The organism is Bacteroidales bacterium (genome assembly GCA_017521245.1).
GTDB lineage: Bacteria > Bacteroidota > Bacteroidia > Bacteroidales > G3-4614 > Caccoplasma_A.
The window spans coordinates 20954-41701 of record JAFXDI010000001.1; the positions used below are offsets into that span (position 1 = coordinate 20954).

At 37.4% G+C, this 20748-nt stretch carries 18 protein-coding genes; 17 read left to right on the forward strand and 1 reads right to left on the reverse strand.

The window, feature by feature from the left end; all coding sequences use genetic code 11:
• Positions 1–108: 108 nt before the first annotated feature.
• The 7 genes from IKK64_00095 to IKK64_00125 all read left to right on the forward strand — a co-directional run bounded on the left by IKK64_00095 (position 109) and on the right by IKK64_00125 (position 11380).
• Positions 109–3144: a SusC/RagA family TonB-linked outer membrane protein gene (locus tag IKK64_00095; GenBank protein ID MBR4118461.1), complete on the forward strand. Its 3036-nt coding sequence runs from the start codon at positions 109–111 to the stop codon at positions 3142–3144.
• Positions 3145–3156: 12 nt separating this feature from the next.
• Positions 3157–4539, forward strand: coding sequence for a RagB/SusD family nutrient uptake outer membrane protein (locus IKK64_00100; protein MBR4118462.1), 1383 nt, complete (start codon positions 3157–3159; stop codon positions 4537–4539).
• A 37-nt stretch (positions 4540–4576) separates the two neighbouring features.
• Complete coding sequence (locus tag IKK64_00105) at positions 4577–5845, forward strand: DUF4929 family protein (protein ID MBR4118463.1); 1269 nt, start codon at positions 4577–4579, stop codon at positions 5843–5845.
• Positions 5846–5859: 14 nt separating this feature from the next.
• Positions 5860–8691: an insulinase family protein gene (locus IKK64_00110; protein ID MBR4118464.1), complete on the forward strand. Its 2832-nt coding sequence runs from the start codon at positions 5860–5862 to the stop codon at positions 8689–8691.
• Between the two features lie 114 nt (positions 8692–8805).
• Positions 8806–9672 (forward strand): ChaN family lipoprotein, encoded by an 867-nt coding sequence (locus tag IKK64_00115; protein MBR4118465.1) that lies wholly within the window; start codon positions 8806–8808, stop codon positions 9670–9672.
• 188 nt (positions 9673–9860) lie between these two features.
• The gene (locus tag IKK64_00120; GenBank protein ID MBR4118466.1) at positions 9861–10790 is read left to right on the forward strand and encodes a helix-turn-helix transcriptional regulator; all 930 of its coding nucleotides are present in this window, start codon (positions 9861–9863) and stop codon (positions 10788–10790) included.
• A gap of 119 nt (positions 10791–10909) precedes the next feature.
• Positions 10910–11380, forward strand: a complete 471-nt coding sequence (locus IKK64_00125; GenBank protein MBR4118467.1) for a T9SS type A sorting domain-containing protein — start codon at positions 10910–10912, stop codon at positions 11378–11380.
• A 107-nt stretch (positions 11381–11487) separates the two neighbouring features.
• On the opposite strand, the gene IKK64_00130 is transcribed toward IKK64_00125, so the two are convergent.
• Positions 11488–12507, reverse strand: coding sequence for an alpha/beta hydrolase (locus IKK64_00130; GenBank protein MBR4118468.1), 1020 nt, complete (start codon positions 12505–12507; stop codon positions 11488–11490).
• A 193-nt stretch (positions 12508–12700) separates the two neighbouring features.
• Here IKK64_00130 and IKK64_00135 point away from each other — a divergent pair, with 193 nt between their 5' ends.
• The 10 genes from IKK64_00135 to rlmN all read left to right on the forward strand — a co-directional run bounded on the left by IKK64_00135 (position 12701) and on the right by rlmN (position 20732).
• On the forward strand, positions 12701–13051 hold the full coding sequence (locus IKK64_00135; GenBank protein ID MBR4118469.1) for a 30S ribosomal protein S6: 351 nt from the start codon (positions 12701–12703) through the stop codon (positions 13049–13051).
• Between the two features lie 3 nt (positions 13052–13054).
• Positions 13055–13327: a 30S ribosomal protein S18 gene (locus tag IKK64_00140; protein ID MBR4118470.1), complete on the forward strand. Its 273-nt coding sequence runs from the start codon at positions 13055–13057 to the stop codon at positions 13325–13327.
• An 18-nt stretch (positions 13328–13345) separates the two neighbouring features.
• Positions 13346–13789: a 50S ribosomal protein L9 gene (gene rplI / locus IKK64_00145; GenBank protein ID MBR4118471.1), complete on the forward strand. Its 444-nt coding sequence runs from the start codon at positions 13346–13348 to the stop codon at positions 13787–13789.
• A gap of 232 nt (positions 13790–14021) precedes the next feature.
• A complete protein-coding gene (locus IKK64_00150) occupies positions 14022–14336 on the forward strand; it encodes a septum formation initiator family protein (protein ID MBR4118472.1) in 315 nt (104 codons plus the stop codon).
• A gap of 45 nt (positions 14337–14381) precedes the next feature.
• The gene (locus tag IKK64_00155; protein ID MBR4118473.1) at positions 14382–14765 is read left to right on the forward strand and encodes a hypothetical protein; all 384 of its coding nucleotides are present in this window, start codon (positions 14382–14384) and stop codon (positions 14763–14765) included.
• The gene (locus IKK64_00160; GenBank protein ID MBR4118474.1) at positions 14762–15502 is read left to right on the forward strand and encodes a type III pantothenate kinase; all 741 of its coding nucleotides are present in this window, start codon (positions 14762–14764) and stop codon (positions 15500–15502) included. Before IKK64_00155 ends, IKK64_00160 begins: the two co-directional genes overlap by 4 nt.
• Before the next feature lie 28 nt (positions 15503–15530).
• Positions 15531–16757: a hypothetical protein gene (locus IKK64_00165; GenBank protein MBR4118475.1), complete on the forward strand. Its 1227-nt coding sequence runs from the start codon at positions 15531–15533 to the stop codon at positions 16755–16757.
• A 15-nt stretch (positions 16758–16772) separates the two neighbouring features.
• Positions 16773–17408 (forward strand): LPS export ABC transporter periplasmic protein LptC, encoded by a 636-nt coding sequence (lptC, locus tag IKK64_00170; protein MBR4118476.1) that lies wholly within the window; start codon positions 16773–16775, stop codon positions 17406–17408.
• 125 nt (positions 17409–17533) lie between these two features.
• Positions 17534–19582 (forward strand): SurA N-terminal domain-containing protein, encoded by a 2049-nt coding sequence (locus IKK64_00175; GenBank protein MBR4118477.1) that lies wholly within the window; start codon positions 17534–17536, stop codon positions 19580–19582.
• Positions 19583–19715: 133 nt separating this feature from the next.
• Complete coding sequence (gene rlmN / locus IKK64_00180) at positions 19716–20732, forward strand: 23S rRNA (adenine(2503)-C(2))-methyltransferase RlmN (protein ID MBR4118478.1); 1017 nt, start codon at positions 19716–19718, stop codon at positions 20730–20732.
• The last annotated feature ends 16 nt before the right edge of the window (positions 20733–20748 follow it).

Sequence of the window (20748 nt, forward strand, 5' to 3'; positions counted from 1 at the left end):
AAATAAATGTTACATTTTGCAATATAATTTTGTAAATTTGAAACAAATTTGAAAAATGAGACTTTTTTATATGTAAAACTTTAAAAATAGATATAAAACAGCATAGCAATGTGGCGAAGTAGGATATTGCCTATATTGATAATTTTTTGTTTACCGCTATGTGTCGAGGCTCAAAAGCGACTAACAGGAAGTGTAGTTGATACCGATCGCAATCCACTGCCAGGAGCGGCAATACGAATACTTGACTCTCAGTTGGGAACTGTGTCGGATGCAGACGGAAATTATCAACTTGTAGGCGTATATAATGGGGCGGTTATAGAGTACTCATTTTTGGGAATGACAACCAAAACCATTAAATATAGAGGAGAAAAAGTTATTGATATAGTTCTAAGTGAAGATGAAACACAACTCGATGAGGTTGTAGTATCGGCAAAGACAAATATCAACGAGATAGATATACGTGCTAAAAGTGGAGTCGTTCAATCCATCGATATTAAACGCGTTGAGGAGAAACCTATGATAGATATGGGTTTGGCTCTTCAAGGCTCTGTGCCTGGTTTGAATGTGATAAATACAGGAGAGTTGGGTGCAGTCCCAGAGATTCGTATTCGCGGAAACTCTTCGTTGCGAAAAGGCAATGCTACAAACGAGCCTCTCTATGTATTAGACGGTCAGGTTATCACTGCTGAGACATTTTACAATTTAAACACCTCTGATATTCAGGATATAAAGGTTCTGAAAGATGCCGCTGCTTGTGCTTTGTATGGAGTAAAGGCGGCAAATGGAGTATTGGAGATAACCTCAAAACGCGGGTATGAGGGAAAGACCTCAGTAAACTACAATATGAATATTGGAGTAACCGCACGAGGTAGGCGAGGAATAGAGATGATGAACTCAGCCGAAAAGTTAGAGTTGGAGCGTCTTATCCAAAATCCTGAGACCCCGGGATATAGATATAGTGCCGACTACTATAACAGATTTCACTCAAACGATCCAAACTTGCAAAATCTTATAGCACAAGGAGCGTTGAAACTCGACTCAATGCGAAACATCAATACCGATTGGTTTGATGAACTACTGCATACAAGTCTATACCAAAAACACAACCTGAGTTTGAAAGGTGGAAGCGATGCAACATCGTACTATGTGTCTGCCAACTACACTCAACAGGGCGGAAGAATACCAGGAAACGACAAACAGAGAATGAGTCTGAGGTTAAATCTTGATCAACGACTTGGAAAGATTGGTTATTTGATGATGAGTGTAAACGGCGGATATTCAAAGACAAATACCCCTAACGGAACAACAAATGATCCAGCATCATTAGTTTATGATTTAAACCCTTATGAGCAGAAGTTTGGAGAGTTGTGGTCAAATCCAGGAAGAACATATAAAGACCTAATGAATCAGTTCTCCGAAGTTGGAACAGATACAGATGCAGGAGCAACAGCAAGTATAACCATAACGCCAGTTTCGGGGTTAGATATAGCTGCTGTTGGAGGAGTAAACTTTATGTTGGCAGAGAATCGTCAATTTACGCCCTCAACAGCATATAGCGAAACACACTCTGGTATTCCCGAAGAGGAGCGAGGTATATACTCAAAATCAAAACTATCAACAATAAACCTCTCTTCAAATGTTCGTATAACATATAGCAAGACCTTTAACGATAAGCACGACTTCACTATTGGAGCAAATACCGACTACTATATGACCTCATCAGATAATGTTCTAATGCGAGGCTATGGAGTTGGAACAATAAACTCGGCAGCAGCAATAAATCAGTCACTTCAGGGAAACCGTCAACCATACGTTAGCGGACTGCGGGACAAGAGTGCCCAAATAGGAATTGGAGTTGTTAGTGGATATACTTACGATGGAACATATGACCTTTTTGCAACCTATAAATTAGATGCTTCATCAGTATTACCAGCCGACAAACGATGGAATAGTGCATGGGCGGTGGGAGCAGGATGGACACCATCGCAATATCGTTTCTTTAAACGCCAGCGAGTGCTTACAAATCTAAATCTTAAAGCATCGTACGGATATATGGCAAACCTTAACGGAGTATCCATTTCATCAACCGTTGCAAGTTTTGCCTACTCAACATCAAAGTACGAGACACAAAGGCCATTAGATCTGCTTGCACTCTATAACAGTGATCTCAAGCCTGAACAGACAAAGAGTATTGATGCAGGATTGAGCCTTGAGTTCTTTAAACGCCTGACCATTGATGTCAATTGGTATAATCGTACAACCGAAGATGCACTCTTGGATGTGCCAATTCCTGCATCAACAGGATTCTCATCTTTGAAACGTAATATAGGTTCATTACAAAATCAGGGAGTGGAGTTGAGTCTTAATGCCAAAGTGGTTGACCTATACGACTGGACATTCATTATTGGTGCTAATATGGCTTATAACAAAAACAAAGTTTTAGACCTTTACTATACCGATAAGATATACACATCGGAGGAGTCAATAGTACCCGATTACGAAGTAGGCAAATCATACGATATGCTCTATGGACCACACTCTTTAGGAATAAATCCATTGACAGGTTATCCTGTATTCCTGCTTCCCGACGGAACAGAGAAACAAGCCACTGAGGCATTAAAAGCTGAAGATGTTATAGCATTGGGATATTCAACACCCCCATACACAGGAAGTTTTAAAGTGACATTAACATATAAATCATTCGATTTAGATGTAGATTTCTACTACTCATTGGGCGGAATACAACGCTATAACTACTCATATGTAAGAACAAAAGATGATATACATAAAAATGCAGTTGCAGGACAAACCGAAAATATGTGGTTCCGTCCGGGAGACCAAGATAAGTTATATCCAACACCATTCTACACCTCAACAACTGCAGAGAATAATATTTCGCTCTATCCCAACTCACTTACAGTAGGTAGTAGTAACTATTTAAGACTATCGTTAATATCGTTACGTTATCGCGTACCGCCCAAGTGGTTGGCACAACATATAAAGTTCATAAAGTATGCAAACTTTGCATTTCAGGCATCAAACCTCTTTACATGGACAAAGTATAGCGAGTCAGATCCCGAGAGCGGAACACTGGCAGGAACACTGCAACCAGTATATACAATTAATATGAGTTTAACATTCTAATACCTGCAAAAAATGAAGAGAAATATAAAACATATTATTTGCATACTTTTGGTAGCAATCTTTTGTGGGTGTTCGTTAAACATTCCGCCACCCGATCAATTTTCTGATCCCGATGCAATAACAACCGTATCAACAGCACGTTCATTGTTAACATCGGCATACATATCATATCCCCATTATGAGTATCAACTCTCAATATTGGGAGAGGACTTTTGCCCTACAAATCTATCAGGAAAAGATGTATCGCAACAAAATCTATATCGTTGGCAAGATAACTCTATAAACGAGTTGGCAGGAGAGATATGGAGTACATACTACACAACCATTGCTTATTGTGATGTGTTGTTAGAGCGTCTGCCAAACGTAGCAACAGCAAACACATCAGAAGAGAGTGAGAAGAAACAGATTGCAAGTGAAACAAAAACACTTAAAGCATTGTGTTACTTCAAATTATTACAACTATTTGCTACACCATATCATAAAAATATAAATGCCGATGGTGTGGTAATTAAAAAGAGAATAGGAGTTGAAGTAGTTGCACGTTCTTCAAAATCAGATTGTGTAACCTATATTCGAACTCTACTGCTCGATGCTCTTTCACAAAGTGCAGATACCGATAAAAACGGCTGGTTGTCAAAAACTGCAATATACCACATATTGTCGCAATTAGAGTTATATGCAGGAAACTATACAAAGGCAGCCCAGTATGCTGAGGATGTTTTGTCAGTGGCAGATGACAGTTGGTTTACAGGAACAAATTACCGTTATCTATGGAGTGCAAACTCATACGAAGGACGTATATTTGCATTCAATACCACCAATCCATACTACACCTCAATACAGTATGATGAGCCTAATGGCGACTATTTTGCAGTAAACCCTGAAGTGGAGTATGCCATGAGTGATGTTCGCCGAGAGTATAATCTCTATCCCTTTACAATGGCGGGGGAGAGCAGAAATCTCTTTGGTAAATACAATATGAATAATCGTAAAGGGGAGGCAAACAACTATGTAGATATGATGCGATATGCCGAAGCATATTTTATAGCAGCCGAAGCCTATTGTCGCAGTGGAGAAGAGAGTACAGGTATATCAAAGATAAACCATTATCTCTCACTTTGCGGAGCAAACACAATACCTGTTACACTTACGGGCGAGGAGTTGATAGAGAGAATAATATCAGAAAAATTAAACGAGTTTGTGGGCGAAGGTATAAACTACCTTGATATTAAGCGTCTTGCAAACAATGATTTAAAACGCTATACAGCATGGGGAAAATCAACATATACAACCATCAGAAAAGAGAGTTACAAATGGACTTTCCCTATACCTGCATCAGAGTACCGATATAACCAGGCAGTATCGCAAAACGATGGTTGGCCAATAAACAGATAAACATAAAAACATAATATTAACTAAAAACAAAACAATTATGAAACTAAGAAATTTTTTATTCTTATTGGTGGCATTACCAATAGTTGTGTTAACATCATGTTCAGGTGATGATGACTCAGAGAAAATGACAAACTATGTTCAACTAAGTGTTAATGGAGGAACAGGTGGAGTAACAACAATGGCAGAGGATGCAACAGAGCCTATTACTATCAAAGTCCTTTTGTCATACTTTGTAGAGGAGACAACAACTATCAACTTCGACTTGGTTGGTAACGAGGGAGATATTTTACGTCTTGAAGAGAATATAATTGAGATACCTGCAAATACAAAAACTGCGGAGTTGAAAGTATATTCAAACAACAAAAACTCTATAATAACAGAGCAATCAGTAACAGTTAAGATTGCATCATCAAGCAATGATAAAATTGTGTTGAGCAATCCTTGGACAATAAAAGTACAACCTGCTGCATCAATGCCTGAGTTAACCGAGGAGCAAAAAGCTTTGATTGCAGGATATAAAGAGAATCTTGGAATTGACCTATATCGTATGATGGGAAAAGTTGCTTGTACTGTAAAAGTATCATTCCCATATGTTGAAGGTGATGACAAAGAGTACTTTAATGAAGGAAACGATGCTCGTGAGTTCACATCAGAGACAATTATTACATTGAGCGAAAATGCAACAGCCGACAAACCGGTTTTAAAAATGGTATCAAACCCAATGGGATTGAACGACTTTATGTTTGAGATGTTGCGTAAAAACACAACCGAAGATGTTTACGAGGGATGGTATTCATACCCATACTCAATTGCTGCATTGGGCGCAGTAGGATATACTCCTGCGGAAGATGGCAAATTTATGATTGCGGCAAGTGAAACATTTGAAATGACTCTTGATGATCTTGCAATAGAGAATGATCAAATAACATTTACTCAAGAGGTAGAGGATACATGGGGAGATATGATTACATCAGTACCATTCTCTTATAACTTCTCATTATGGAATAAACTACAAGCAAAATCAGAAGAGATTGTAGAGGTTGATGAGTATGGCGATGGAGAGATGGTAGAATATACATTGAGCGAATTATTTGAGTATGGAGCATCAATGGATCCTAAACAATATCTATTGATAAGCACAATATCAGAAGACTACTTTGGTAATGAGCCAACTGACTGGGTAGAGCCAACATCTTCATACAACTTTGAGGAAGGAACATTCAAATTTGTATTCCCATTTGATATGTATAACTCATATGGTTATCAAAATGTAGAGGTAACATATGTAATGAATGCAGCAAAATAAAATAGTTGAGAATAATGAAACTTTTGCGAATATTATCGCTATTCATATTTGCACTATCATTGCAAACCACAAAAGCTCAATCGGTGTCTGACAAGATGCCGATTGAGTTACCATCTAATACCATTGAGGGTTGGCTAAATAATGGGTTGCACTATATTATTCGCCCCAATAATCATCCCAATAATAGCGTTGAGATGCGATTGGTTATGCGTTTAGGTTCGGTACAAGAGAGAGACAACGAGAAGGGTGCAGCACACTTCCTGGAACATGCCGCTTTTTTAGGAACAGAGAACTTTCCTGAACGTAAAATGATTGAGTATTGGGAGAGTGTAGGTATGAAGTTTGGACGCGATATTAATGCCTATACAGGTTACGACCGCACCATATATTCGGTAACAGTGCCTGTTGATAATCAATATGACACCGCAATTGATACCTCGTTAATTGCACTACGTGATTGGTTGTGTGGCATTACCTTTGAGGAGGAGAGAATAAAAAAAGAGAGGGGAGTGATATTAGAGGAACTTCGCGGTTATCAAATTGAAGATAACTTCTATTCGCTAAAGATTGGCAACGGACGCTTTGCCGACCATATACCTCTTGGAAGAGAGAAAGACATCAAACGAATTGATAATAAAAAATTAAAAGGTTTTTATAAACATTGGTACACTCCGCAATTAGCCTCTGTGGTTGTTGTTGGAATGGTTGATACCGCTGATATAAAACAAAAAATAGAGAAGATATTCTCTTCTGTACCCACTCATACACCTGAAGGGTATGAACTATATCCTTTAACCTACAAAAAAGGAACACAGATAAAAGAGGTGTGTGATACTTTGATGCGAAAATCAAAGATAGAACTTATAATCCCACACAAATGTATAGTGGGAAAAACATTAGAAACTGTATATCGTAGAGAGTTAGACAACCTGTTGGTAAGAGCATTGTCAAACAGATTTTCGGCACGAGGAATGAATATCTCAGTGTCCGATTCATGGTATCTTGCCGATAAGAAACATTTGGTATTCTCCTTCTCTGGAACAAGTAGAGAGGAGTTACTGCAACAAATATCGGAGTTGGTGTCAGAACTTCATTACGTATGGCATAACGGATTTACACCCGATGAAATGGCGGATGTAAAGTCAAGTATGTTACACTCACTAAAGATATATAATAACACTCTACCTTCATCAATGTGGTGTGAAGACTTTGCCGATTACATAATCTCAGGCGACAGATATATTCAAACGCAGCGCGAGATGGAGCGTTTAGTAGAGAAGATACTCAGAACAGAAGCACGTCAGTTGCTTTGGATGCTTAAACGTTGGATTGACTATAAGAACGAAACTCTGCTTGTTGCATATACAAACAAATATGGCAAAGAGGAGAGTATTTCAGTTAAAGATATTGATGAGGCATGGAGGCGAGGAACAACACTACAAGCCGAACCATTTATATATAAACAAAAAGAGGAAGAAGAGGAGGTTGTTATATCTACACCAGAATGTTTACAGGTTACAAAAGCCTTTAACCCCAACGATGTAGAATCAACCTACTATTACGAAAACATATCGGTATCGGAGATAAATCTTAAAAACGGATTACGAATACTACTCCGTCCCACTTGCGATGGCTCTGATAGAGTGCAACTCTCACTCTTTGCACGAGGAGGTGTGGCAGACTTAAGTGAAGAGGATTTGTATAAATACGATGCAACAGCAGGATATATGGAGATGGGAATGATTGAGGCTGTTCCATACGATACCATAACAACATATATGTTGCAAAACTCATTGGCACTAAATACAGGAATAAGTCCACATTGGCACGAACTATTAGCCTCTGCACCAACCTCAAAGGCAGGGGAAATGTTTAATCTTGTATATGAAAAGATACACCGACCAGAGCGTTGTTACTCCGATTTTGAGGAGGTAAAAGCAGATGAAGTAGAGTCATTTGGAGATGAAACATTACTGCAAAAGATGATGAAACGAGACTCTGAACGTATGTTGGTAAATCGTATGGATTATATATTGGGTAACACCTCGCACAAAAACATAAGAGCAAGAATAGTTGAAGATATAAAAAGTCTTAATCTCGATTCAATAGCAACATACTATACAACCCTATTCTCTAACCCACAAGGAACAACAATATTGCTAACAGGAAGTTTTGATGCAGATGCTATGGCACCTCTTATGGTCTCAACCTTTGCAGATATGCGTTCAACACCTGCTTCATACACCTTCTCTTCAACTCCATACGAACTCCCACAAACATATTATAGCGAGGCATTTGAGAGTGATAATCAAACACAAACAGCCTTTGATTACATATTGGCAGGAAACTATACACCATCGCTTAAAAACTCGTTAACGTTAAAATTGATGAGAGATGTGTTGCAAGACCGATTTCTGAAAGTATTTAGAGAGAAAGAGAATATTGCATACTCTCCCTACGTAGGAATTGTATATAACGGGCTACCACAACAAACATTCTATTTCGATTTTATGGGAGCTGTTGATAGCCATAATATGGCATTTGCAGAGGAGTTACTCTCTTCAATTATCCTCTCGTTAAAGAGTTCACCTATTTCAGATACAGAGTTACAAGCATTGAAACGCTCCTTTATAGTAACCAAACGTCAGGTGCTAAACGAGCAGGCAGTAGCCGATTGGAAAAACAATCTGATAAATCTTATTAAGAGCGGAGAAACTCTATCTGATTTCAACCAATATGAAGAGGTGCTTTCAGGGATTACACCCGAAACACTTCAAGAGGCATTTAATGAATATTTGCATCCTGAACGGGCAATATTATTATATATAGGAGATTATAAGAGATAGAATAAGAGCGTATAAAAAGGAGAATTTTGTCGTTAACCATGTTTTCGAAATCCTCATTTACGTTAATTAAACTGAGGTTTTTCAAACATCGGAAGCATTTAATAAAATAAATATATGAGATACATTATAATAACCTTTACATTACTTTTCACTCTTTCGGTGAATGCACAAAAGGGATATAAAAAGGCGTACACTATATTTGATTCAGAGGGTAAAGAGATAGGTTACGAAACTCTGATAAAAAAAATAACGCCCTACAATGTTGTACTCTTTGGAGAGATACATAACTGTGCAATAGCACACTGGTTAGAGTTGGAAGTGGCACGTTCGCTATACACTCAACATGGTAACGAGTTTACTATGGGAGCCGAGATGTTTGAAGCAGACAATCAGTTGATAATAGATGAGTATATGCAGAGGGTAATAACATACGATCGCTTTGAAGATGAAGCACGTCTATGGCCTAATTACTCAACCGATTACTACCCATTTGTATATTTTGCAAAAGAGAATAATATCCCCTTTGTGGCAACTAACGTACCTCGCCGATATGCCAATGTGGTAAAGAACAAAGGGCTACAATATTTAGATTCTCTTTCACAAGAGGCAAAATCATACCTGCCACCTTTGCCTGTAACCTTTAAACAAGAGGAGGAGAACTCGGCATTCTCTCTTATGCAGATGTTTTCAGGTAGTGAATCAAATGCCGAATATATGGCGCAAGCACAAGCGATAAAAGATGCCACAATGGCATGGAATATAGCAAAGAGTGGCAGTAAATATTTTTTGCATATAAACGGAAATTACCACTCTGACTTTAAACAAGGTATAGTCCCCTATCTTACCGAGTATGCACCCCAATTAAGAGTGGTAACAATATGCAACGTTCGTCAAGATGATATCACTTCGCTCGAAGATGAGAACAAAGGCAGAGCCGACTTCTATATAGCAGTACCAACAGATATGAGCGTTTCGTATTAATGAAGAATTATGAGTTAGAAATTGGGATTAATTTCTAACTCATAATAAATATTATAAATTGTTAAGCAGTAGTGTCTTAATAAAAATATTGTATATTTTTGCTTAAGAAATTTATATCTCAGTAAAGTAGGAATGTGACAAGCCACGTCAGCAAAAGAGAATATTGAGAGTGTAGTAATAAACAATTTATGATAACAGAATATCGCCCAACTCATAAAATGAGTACACTAATAAACGATAACAACTTGCTTATAATGGTAATGAGTAGGTTTGGAATATCATTGGGTTTTGGCGATAAAACTGTGCAGACAATATGCTCGGAGCAAGGCGTTGATTGTGCAACATTCCTTTCAGTAGCCAACTTTGTATCAAACAAGGTATGTGCAGTAGAAAATATATCATTACCCTCAATAATAAACTATCTAAAGCAAGCACACAATTACTTTTTGGATTTCAATCTTCCTGCCATCCGCCGCAAGTTAATTGAGGCAATAGATTGCTCGGGAAGCGACAGTGTGGCAATGCTGATAATAAAATTTTACGATGAGTATGTAGGAGAGGTGAGGGCTCATATGGAACACGAGAATAAAACTGTGTTTACATACGTTGATAACCTTTTGCGAGGAGTTATATCTACAAACTACTCTATATCTGTCTTTGCCGAGAAACATAACGGTATAGAGTATAAACTTCAGGAACTTAAAGATATAATTATACGCTATTATCCACAAAGAGAAAATAATCTCTTAAACTCTGCACTATTTGATATAATAAATTGTGAACAGGATCTAATGCTACACCGAATGGTTGAGGATAAACTCTTTGTTCCAGCGGTTGTGCGTATAGAGGAGAAGGTTGCTCGAGGAGAGTTTATAATGTCAAAAGCAGAAGATAAAGAGTTGACTGATGCAGAGAAGATACAAACGCTCAGTGAACGTGAAAAAGAGATAATAGTATGCGTAGCAAAAGGTATGAGCAATAAAGAGATTGCCGAGGAGTTATATCTTTCGGTACATACTGTAACCACTCATCGCAGAAACATATCTGCAAAATTGCAGATACACTCCCCAGCAGGTTTAACAATTTTTGCCATAGTAAATAAACTTATAAAGTGCTAATTATTATTATAATTATTTGCTATGTTAATATAAAACATATCTTTGTAATTATAAAAAGAATAAATTAATAAAATAAAAAGAATAAGCAACAAAACTACATTAAACAAATGTTGATGTTAATGGCATTCATACTGATAACGTGGATACCGATTCACGCAACAGACTATATGAATGTCTATCTAACATCTCAAGGCTCGTTTCAGTCAATCAATATTGATGAAATAGACAAAATCACATTCCCTTCGGAGGATGAAGTAAACATCACCATTTCTGGCGTGGCAACCCCTATGGCAATAGAAGATGTTGAAGTCATCACCTTTGGCGATACCGATATAACCTCCATAGAGGAGTCTGAGGTAGAAACTTCAGAGATAGAGATAATCTATATTGCATCGGCAGGTGAAGTACACATAACCTCCCCCGAAGTAATCAACCAAGTACAACTCTACAATATGCAAGGAGTGCTGATGCAGTATCAAACTCCTAACAGTGAGGAGGCAACTCTTAATGTCGGAAACTACCCCTCGGGCATCTATGTAGTAGCAGTACAATCAAAAGGAGAGATAGAAACTAAGAAAATAATAAAATAGTTGTTAGTTTTTAGTTGTACGGTACTTCGTACCTTAGTTTTTAGCAAAATAAAGACTCTAACAACTAAAAACTACACGGAGGACGGTTGAGTTTACGAAACTGACAACTAATAACAAGCAACAGACAACCATTTAAAAACAAACCTATAAACCCTGTCCCTTACTTCTGGTTTTGAACAGAGAAGGTCGTGCATACCACCAACAACTTTAAGGCGTTGAATATTGTTCCCTAAATTTTGAGAGTATTTGGCAATATCTTTGACATTCAAAACAGCATCGCCATGCATAAACTCTATGCTCCATTTGTTGCCATTCACACTATTGTCGGAGTACATTGCTAAAACAGGAACTTTAATATCTAATCCCCTCCATACAATTTTTTGAGCATTGTATATTGCCGAAATCCAATCGGTAGTAACATTGGGCGAGAGCATTAACTTTTTATCTTTGTCAAACTCCCATTCGCCATGAAACTCTTTCAAAAGACTCTCGGCGTATGCCGTAGATGCTCCTTGCGGAATTGAAATATCAGGTAAAAAAGGTGCTATAAAAGAGACTAATGGTATTACAAATTCATTCAATATTCCGCCCATATTAAACTTAAAAAATGGACTGTTTAAAATAAGAGCATCAACGGGGCAGTTATTACCCTTAGAGTGGCAGTATAGCGAGGTTGTAAGTCCGCCCGTAGAGTGTCCCATAAGAATAATGGTATCGTTTCCCTCACTTCTTATAATATTAATCGTGCTATCTAAATCAGCAAAATATTCATTAATGTTACGAGTGTTGCATCTTTTTTGATGAGGTAGTAATGAACGTCCATATTTCCTCAAATCAACAGCATAAAAGTTATAGCCCTCAGCATTAAAACGGTCAGCCATTTCTGCCTGAAAAAAGTAGTCGTTAAATCCATGCACGTAAAGCAGAGCCTTCTTGCTCTTTTGCTTACAATCCCTTTTTATGAGTGTACACACCACCTTGCCCTCATAATCATCAGGCATATCAATAGAGTTACGTAACAAACCGTTGCCCAACTCATCACTTTGGTATTGAGCAAAAGAGTTGAAACATAAAAAACTGGTAATAATAACTATTGCATATCGTATGCTTTTTATAGATACTCTCATACAAAAACTTTAATATATAACTAATCAAACGCAAAGTAAACAAGAAAAATTAGAATTAATAACTATTACCTCTTGTTTTTATTGTTTTTTGTAACCAACAACTCTAACAACTCACAACTGAAATATTTGCACGATTAAAAACTTTTTACTAATTTTGCACCGCAAATTTTATTAACTAACAAATTTATTAATTATGAATCATTACGAAACCGTTTTCATTTTGACTCCCGTTTTGTCTGAACCACAGATGAAGGAAGCGGTAGAGAAATTCACAAACATTCTCAAAGCTGAAGGAGCCGTAATAGTAAACGAAGAGAACTGGGGCTTACGCAAACTTGCTTATCCCATTCAAAAGAAAACAACAGGTTTTTACGAGTTTATTGAGTTCGATGCAGAACCTACCGTAATTGCTAAGTTAGAGGTAAACTTCCGTCGCGATGAGCGCGTAATTCGTTTCTTGACATTCAAACAAGACAAATACGCAGCTGAATATGCAGCGAAGAGAAGAAGTGTTAAATCAAATAACGAAGTAAAGGAGAACTAAATCATGGCACAAAACACTCAATCAGAGATCAGATATCTCACTCCCCCTTCAGTAGATGTAAAGAAGAAAAAATATTGCCGTTTCAAAAAGAGCGGAATTAAGTACATCGATTACAAAGATCCCGAATTCTTGAAAAAATTCTTAAACGAGCAAGGTAAAATTTTACCTCGTCGTATCACAGGTACTTCATTGAAGTTCCAACGTCGTATTGCTCAAGCTGTTAAGCGCGCTCGCCACTTGGCGTTGTTGCCTTATGTAACTGATAATATGAAATAAAATTAAGGAGGAACGACAATGCAAGTAATATTAAAAGAAGATATCCTAAATTTAGGTTTTAAGGGTGATGTTGTTAACGTAAAAAAAGGTTACGGACGCAACTATCTTATCCCTCAAGGAAAAGCAGTTATCGCATCTGAGTCAGCTCTTAAAATGTTGGCTGAGGACAATCGTCAACGTGCTGAGAAATTGGCTAAACTTAAAGCAGATGCAGAAGCATTGGCAACTTCATTAAACGGAGTTTCTATCTCAATTGCAACTAAAGCAAGTGAGACTGGTAAAGTATTTGGATCTGTAACATCAGTACAAATAGCAGATACTTTGGCAGAGAAAGGATTCACTGTTGATCGTCGCCTTATCGCTTTGAAAGAGCCTCTAAAAGAACTTGGTGCTCACAAAGTAGTTATTAAACTATACAAAGAGGTATCAGCAGAGATAGAGGTTGTAGTAGTAGCTGAATAATTAAAGAGTTCTACACAATAACAATGAGAACCACATTCGTAAGATTGTGGTTCTTGTTTTTTTGATAGATCTCTATTTGTTTGATTAAAAGATATATTAATTATCGGAATTTTGCCTCTTTAACTCCTATAACCTGCCTTATTGCTTTCGTTACCCAAAAACTTTTTATATCTTCGCATAAATTTAAGAGAGTTGTTGAAAAAAAAGAATATTATACATTTTAGCATAGGATATGAAATTTGAAAAGATAAAAAAGATCTTTAAAATATTGCGAAAATGGTGGTTGCCAATAGCCGTTGTTTTGTTTTTTGTATATCTAATGTTCTTCGATCAAAACAATATACGCGTTCGTATGGAGTATAAAAACGAACTTGACAGTTTGAAAGAGGTACTTGATAGTTACATAAAGCAGATGCAAGAGGATAGTATAAAAATAGAACAACTGAAGCACGATAAGGATGCAATAGAGGAGTATGCTCGAGAGGAGTATGGTTATAAAAAAGCCGATGAAGATGTTTTTATTATTAAATCTTCAGCTGGCGAGTAATCCCTTTTCGGCGTTTGTATGTTAAATAATAATAAGCAAAGAGAGATGAAGAAGATTAAAATAAATCCTAATATATTAGGTCTGATAACAGTTATAGCGGCAATCTCAATTTTGGCGGCAACAGTATTGTTTATGTTCCAACACCAACTATCAGTATATATGTTGGGAGCAGGAGGTGCGTGTTTGGCGTTTGTGCGACTTTTTAGAGACACAGAAGGAATGACTCTGCGTCAAAAGAGAGCGTGTCGCATAGAACTCTTTTCGGCATTGATGATTACAGCTGCCGCATGGTTTATGTATATGCGTCAACAAGAGTGGTTGGCACTGCTCTTGTCGGGAGCAGTATTGCAGTTATATGCTTCGTTTATAGTATCTCGCGAAGAGAAGAAACTAAAAGAGAAAGAAAACCAAGATAACAAAGCAAAGTGAATCTTATAGTTGATCAGGGAAATACCTCTATAAAGATAGCCCTTTTTGATGAAAAGGGTATTGTAGATGTCAAAACATTTGCCCTCTCTTCAGTTGAAGAGGTGATTTGCTATATTAGGGAGTTGAATTATCATAATGCCATATATTCAACATCATCTTTACCTGACAATGAGTTTCTGGCAACTCTGAAGGAGAATTCTACAACTTTTATTAATCTTACATACCAAACTCTAATACCAATAAAAGTTGATTATGCAACACCCCAAACATTAGGAATGGACAGAGTTGCAGCAGCGGTAGGAGCAAGAGAAATTTGTGGTGAAGTGCCAACTTTGGTAATTGATGCTGGAACAGCAGTGACTTACGACTACCTAACTGCCGATGGCGTATATAAGGGGGGTAATATAGCACCCGGAATATCAATGCGGCTAAAAGCCCTAAATCATTTTACAAAATCGTTACCGCTTGTTGAGGTTTCAGAAGAATATCCTCTGTTGGGAGTAGATACAAACAGTGCCATATTATCAGGTGTAATGAGTGGAGTGTTGTATGAATGTGAGGGATATATTGCTAAAATTTCTAAAAAAGAGGCAAATCTTAAAGTTATATTAACCGGAGGAGATCATTTATTGTTGTATAATCAATTAAAAAATAGTACTTTCGTACCTTTAATTGATGAGGAGTACCTTGTATTAAAAGGACTAAATGCAATTTTAAGATACAATGTTGAAAAATAGATATATATCAATAATAGTAATTCTTTTTGTGGCAACCATTTTCGCAAAGGCACAGACCCCTTTTTCGATGCACGGATTGGGAACTCTTGATGATTTCTCATTAGGAATCAATTCAGGAATGGGAGGCGTTGGTTATGGAATAAATAACAAAATGCAAATCAATCCTAAAAATCCAGCATCGTATGCTGCAATGGACTCTCTTACCTTCCTCTTTGATATAGGAATGAGTGTAGAGGTTGATTGGCGAAGAGAGGGAGCTCTTAAAGAGAAGCAAACCACAGCCAACTTCGATTATGCAGTGGCGCAATTTCCGATAGGAAAGCATTTAGCTGCATCACTTGGAATAGTACCATTCTCAAGAGTAAATTACGAGTACGGAAAGAAAATACCATTTGGCGAATATTCAAATTATGGAGAGGGGGGAATACATCAAGTATATCTCGGACTTGCAGCAAAACTTCATAAGAATTTATTTATAGGAGCAAATGTTTCGTATCTCTTTGGAAACATAACACACAACTCAACCATTATGCCATCGTCACAGTATAATGTTGTAGCAATGATTGCTCAAACAAAAATGCACATAACCGATTTTAAGGTCGATTTTGGAGTAAGATACACCCAGCCAATAAACGATAAACACTCAATAACATTAGGTGCTGTATATTCGCCCAAAAAGAAGATGTTGGGTAAAAGATATTATGATCTTTATCAGCTGGAGACAAGTGGCGAAACCTCTTTAACAGTTGAAAGTGATACTATATCGTTGAAAGGAGCATACGATATGGCAGAGAGCTATGGTGTAGGATTGGGATACAACTGGGGAGAGAAACTTATAGTTGGAGTTGATTTCACATATCAGCCATGGAAAAATGCAAACTATCTACCCTTTTGGAAAAAGAATTACACTGAAGAGACATTAAAAAACAACTTCAATAATAGATATAGAATATCTGTTGGAGCAGAGTACAAAAACGAACTCTACTCATTAAAATACGTTGACAGAATACGCTTTAGAGCAGGGGCATATTACGAAAAATCGTATATGAAAATTCAAGGCAATGCTTTGTACGAGGCAGGAGCAACAGTGGGAATGGGATTTCCTATAATGCGAGACAAATCATTAGTAAACGTATCAGTACAATACTTCAACAGAAAGATGCAACCCAATTCAAAATTGGTAGAGAACGGATTGATTTTCTCAATAGGAATATCATTTAATGAGTTCTGGTTCTTCAAGAACAGAATCGAATAAAACGCTCAATTCGTGATGAAAAGAAAAGATGCTTTCGCTTCAAAAACCTTACCAGTAATTGTTGTCTTACTGATGATTATTATGTTTAGTTGTGGTAAAGACAATAAAGAGGTAATAGAGGCTTTTGCCGATCCAAACGAAGTTCCTACCATATATAGCAAAGATGTATCAACACTTATATCCGATTCAGGAGTAACACGTTACAGGGTAGTTGCTCCCGATTGGTATATGTATGAAAACTCTGAAACACCTCGCTGGTATTTTCCACGAGGCATATATTTAGAGACCTTTGATGATGACTACAACGTAGCCGCATTCTTAGAGGGAGATACAGCCATATTTTACAAGAACCAGAGGCTGTGGGAGATACGAGGTGATGTCAAGATGGCAAACACCAACGATGAACGCTTTTTTACAGAGCAACTCTTTTGGAGTCAGGATGCAAAAAAGATATACTCCGATACCATAATACACATTGAACGAGGAGATAGAATCATAGAGGGATTGGGCTTTGAGTCCAATCAAAATATGACTCGATACAAGATATTAAAAACCACAGGAATATTCCCAATTGAGGATATGCGAAGAAAAGATACAACCACAACCGATGCTTTAGATACCCTGAAACAAGAGAGTGCGGTAAAAAACTGAAAAAATAATAACATAAATAGCAAAAACAACACCTATAAATTGGGATAAGCAGAGAAAAATTATTATCTTCGCACTTGGTTTTGAAAAAAAATAGTAAATAATAAACAAATTAAATATAAAAACAGATGGCAACACTACAAAAAATTAGAAATCAAGCAGGGCTTCTTATTGTTGTAATTGGAGTTGCATTGTTAGCATTCATCATTGGTGACTTCCTAAACTCAGGAGGCACATTCCTACAAATGAGCAAAAACAATGTAGCTAAAGTAAATGGTGACGCAATATCACCTGAGGAGTTCCAGTCAAAATTAGGTGCAGAGACTACTGATGCCGACAGAAACAGAATATTTACCGAAATGGTAATGACAAAAGCAATGTCGGATTGTGCCGAAAACATTGGTATTACAGTATCAGAAGATGAGTTGAACGATCTAATCACAGGCGACAACACATCACCATTGGTATTGCAACAATACACAAATCCACAAACAGGACAATTTGATAAAGAGATGTTGATGAGCTACTTATCACAACTTTTCTCAACTGATCTAACAACTTTAGATGAGGAGCAACAATATCAAATTGCAATGGCACAAGAGAGTTGGTACGATTTTGAGGATGCAGTAAAGAATGACCGAGTAAGTCGTAAAATGTTCAACCTTGTATCTAAATCATTGCTACCAAATGATGTTGATTTGGAGGCAGCATTTGCAGAGACAACAAAAAATGTTGATATAGCATACGTACCACAACTTTACACAGCAATCCCCGATTCATTAGTTGAAGTATCAGAGAGTGAGGTAAAAGCACTCTACTCTAAAAAACGCGAAAACTATAAAATCGATGAAAATCGCACAATAGAGTTCGTGGCACTTTCAGTTGCACCAACACAAGATGATTTCAAAGCAACAGAAGAGTTGTTTAACTCACTATCAGAGACTTTTGCAACAACAGAGAACGTACAACATGTACAATATGCTCAAGCACCAAAAGAGTATATGACTGTTTCAACAATGTCTCCCAAAATGAAAGAGTTTGTAAGCAAAGCAAAAGTTGGTGATGTATCGGAGACAATCTTTGAGAACAACACATACAAAAAATATCGTGTAATGTCAACAACCGTAGCACCCGACTCAGTTGAGGCACGTCACATTATGTTTGCTCCTACACAAGAGGCACTTTGCGATAGCATCTACAACGTACTTAAAAATGGAGGAGATTTTGCAGAGTTAGCAAAAGAGTATTCAGTTGATACAAACACTTCTTCAAATGGAGGAAGTTTCGGATGGTTTACTGAGCCTATGTTATCACAATTAGGAACTAAATTTGCTGATGCAGCATTCCGCGGAGCAAAAGGAGTACAAAAGGTAACAACTCAATTTGGAATACACCTATTAGAGGTAACAGACAAAACAAAACCAGTAGATAAAGCAAAAGTTGCACAACTACTTGTTGAGGTTAAACCAAGTCAAGATACTCGCGATGCTCAATACTACAAATTGAGCAAGTATATGACAGAGAAAGGTGAGACAGCAGAGTTCTCTAACGGAGATATTGATAATGGAATCTCAGTTCAAACAGCAAAAATTGGTAAGGCAGATATCAATCTTTCATATATCCCCAATGCTCGTGAGATAATACAATGGGCATTCAATGCAGATGAGAAAGAATTATCAAAAATCTTTGATGTAGACAAAAAATTCTATGTAGTTGCAAAAGTTGCTAAGATATCAGATGACGAGTATGAGTCATATGACGATTTAGCACCAATGTTAAAAACAAGACTTATTCAAGAGAAGAAAGGAGAGAAGATTGCAGAGTTGCTAAAAGAGTTCACTTCTCTTGATGCAGCAGCAGAGGCTCTAGCTTCAAAAGTTGATACAGCAAAATCGGTAGTATTCCGCTCTTCGGTAGTACCCGGAATAGGATTTGAACCTAAATTGGCAGGAGCAGCACCATACGCTCCGGTTGATGAGTTACAAGCACCAGTACAAGGAAACAGAGCTGTGTATCTATATAAAGTTGTAGCAAACAACGATGTATTGTCAACATTCGACAAAGCAAGTGAGACAAGCATCTACAAATCATCAATGACAAAATATATCTACGAGAGATATTTCGATTTGATTTACAATCTAACTGATATAGATGACAATAGAACATTGTTCTACTAATCAAAATGCAAAAAAAAGAATTTGGAAAATATTTTGAGATTATTCTCCTTAAAATAAGATTCCAATAAAACAGAACAAGGGGACGGTTTCAGCACAATTGAAATTGTCCCCTTATCATATAAAATAAGAGTAGATGCAAAATAGAACATTAGTTGGTAAAACACTATCGGAGTTAAAACAACTATCGCAAGAGTTAGGAATGCCAGCATTTGCAGGAAAGCAGATGTGTGAGTGGATATATCAAAAACGGGTAGTAGATTTTGCAGATATGACCAACATATCAAAACAGAATCGCGAAAAGTTATCAAAAGAGTGTGAAGTAGGAGTGGTTCCTCCAATGCACCAAGTAGTGTCGAACGATGGTACAGAAAAGTATCTCTTTCGCCTACACGATGGTCACACCATCGAAACCGTATATATACCTGACCGTGAGCGAGCAACACTCTGTGTATCCTCTCAGGTAGGTTGTAAGATGAATTGTCTCTTCTGTATGACAGGCAAACAGGGATTTCAACGAAACCTTACCCCTGCCGAAATAATGAATCAGATATTGGCAGTACCCCATAGCGAACAACTTACCAATATAGTATTTATGGGTATGGGTGAACCAACTGATAACCTTGACTCTGTGTTAACAGTAATAGATATACTAACAGCATCGTGGGGGTTGGCATGGAGTCCAAAGCGAATAACCCTCTCAACCGTAGGAATACGCAAAGGAGTAAAACGCTTCTTGGATGAAAGCAAATGCCATTTAGCAGTAAGCCTGCATGCGCCAGACGGACGTAGAGCGAGATATATGCCGGCCGAAAAAGCATTTCCTATATCAGATATGATAGCAATGTTGCGAGAGTATGATTTCTCACATCAACGCCGTTTATCTTTTGAGTATATAATGTTGCAAGGAGTAAACGATAGTTTAGAAGATGCTGCAAAACTATCAGAATTGCTCAAAGGATTAGATTGCAGAGTAAACCTAATACGTTATCATGCAATACCCGGTATTTCGTTACAAAGTTCATCTGATTCTGTAATAGAGGCATTTCGTGATGAGTTAAACAAACGAGGAGTAGTGGCAACAATCAGAGCATCGCGGGGCGAAGATGTATCGGCAGCGTGTGGAATGTTAGCATCGCAAAAAGGAGAATAAACACCCCAAACACTAT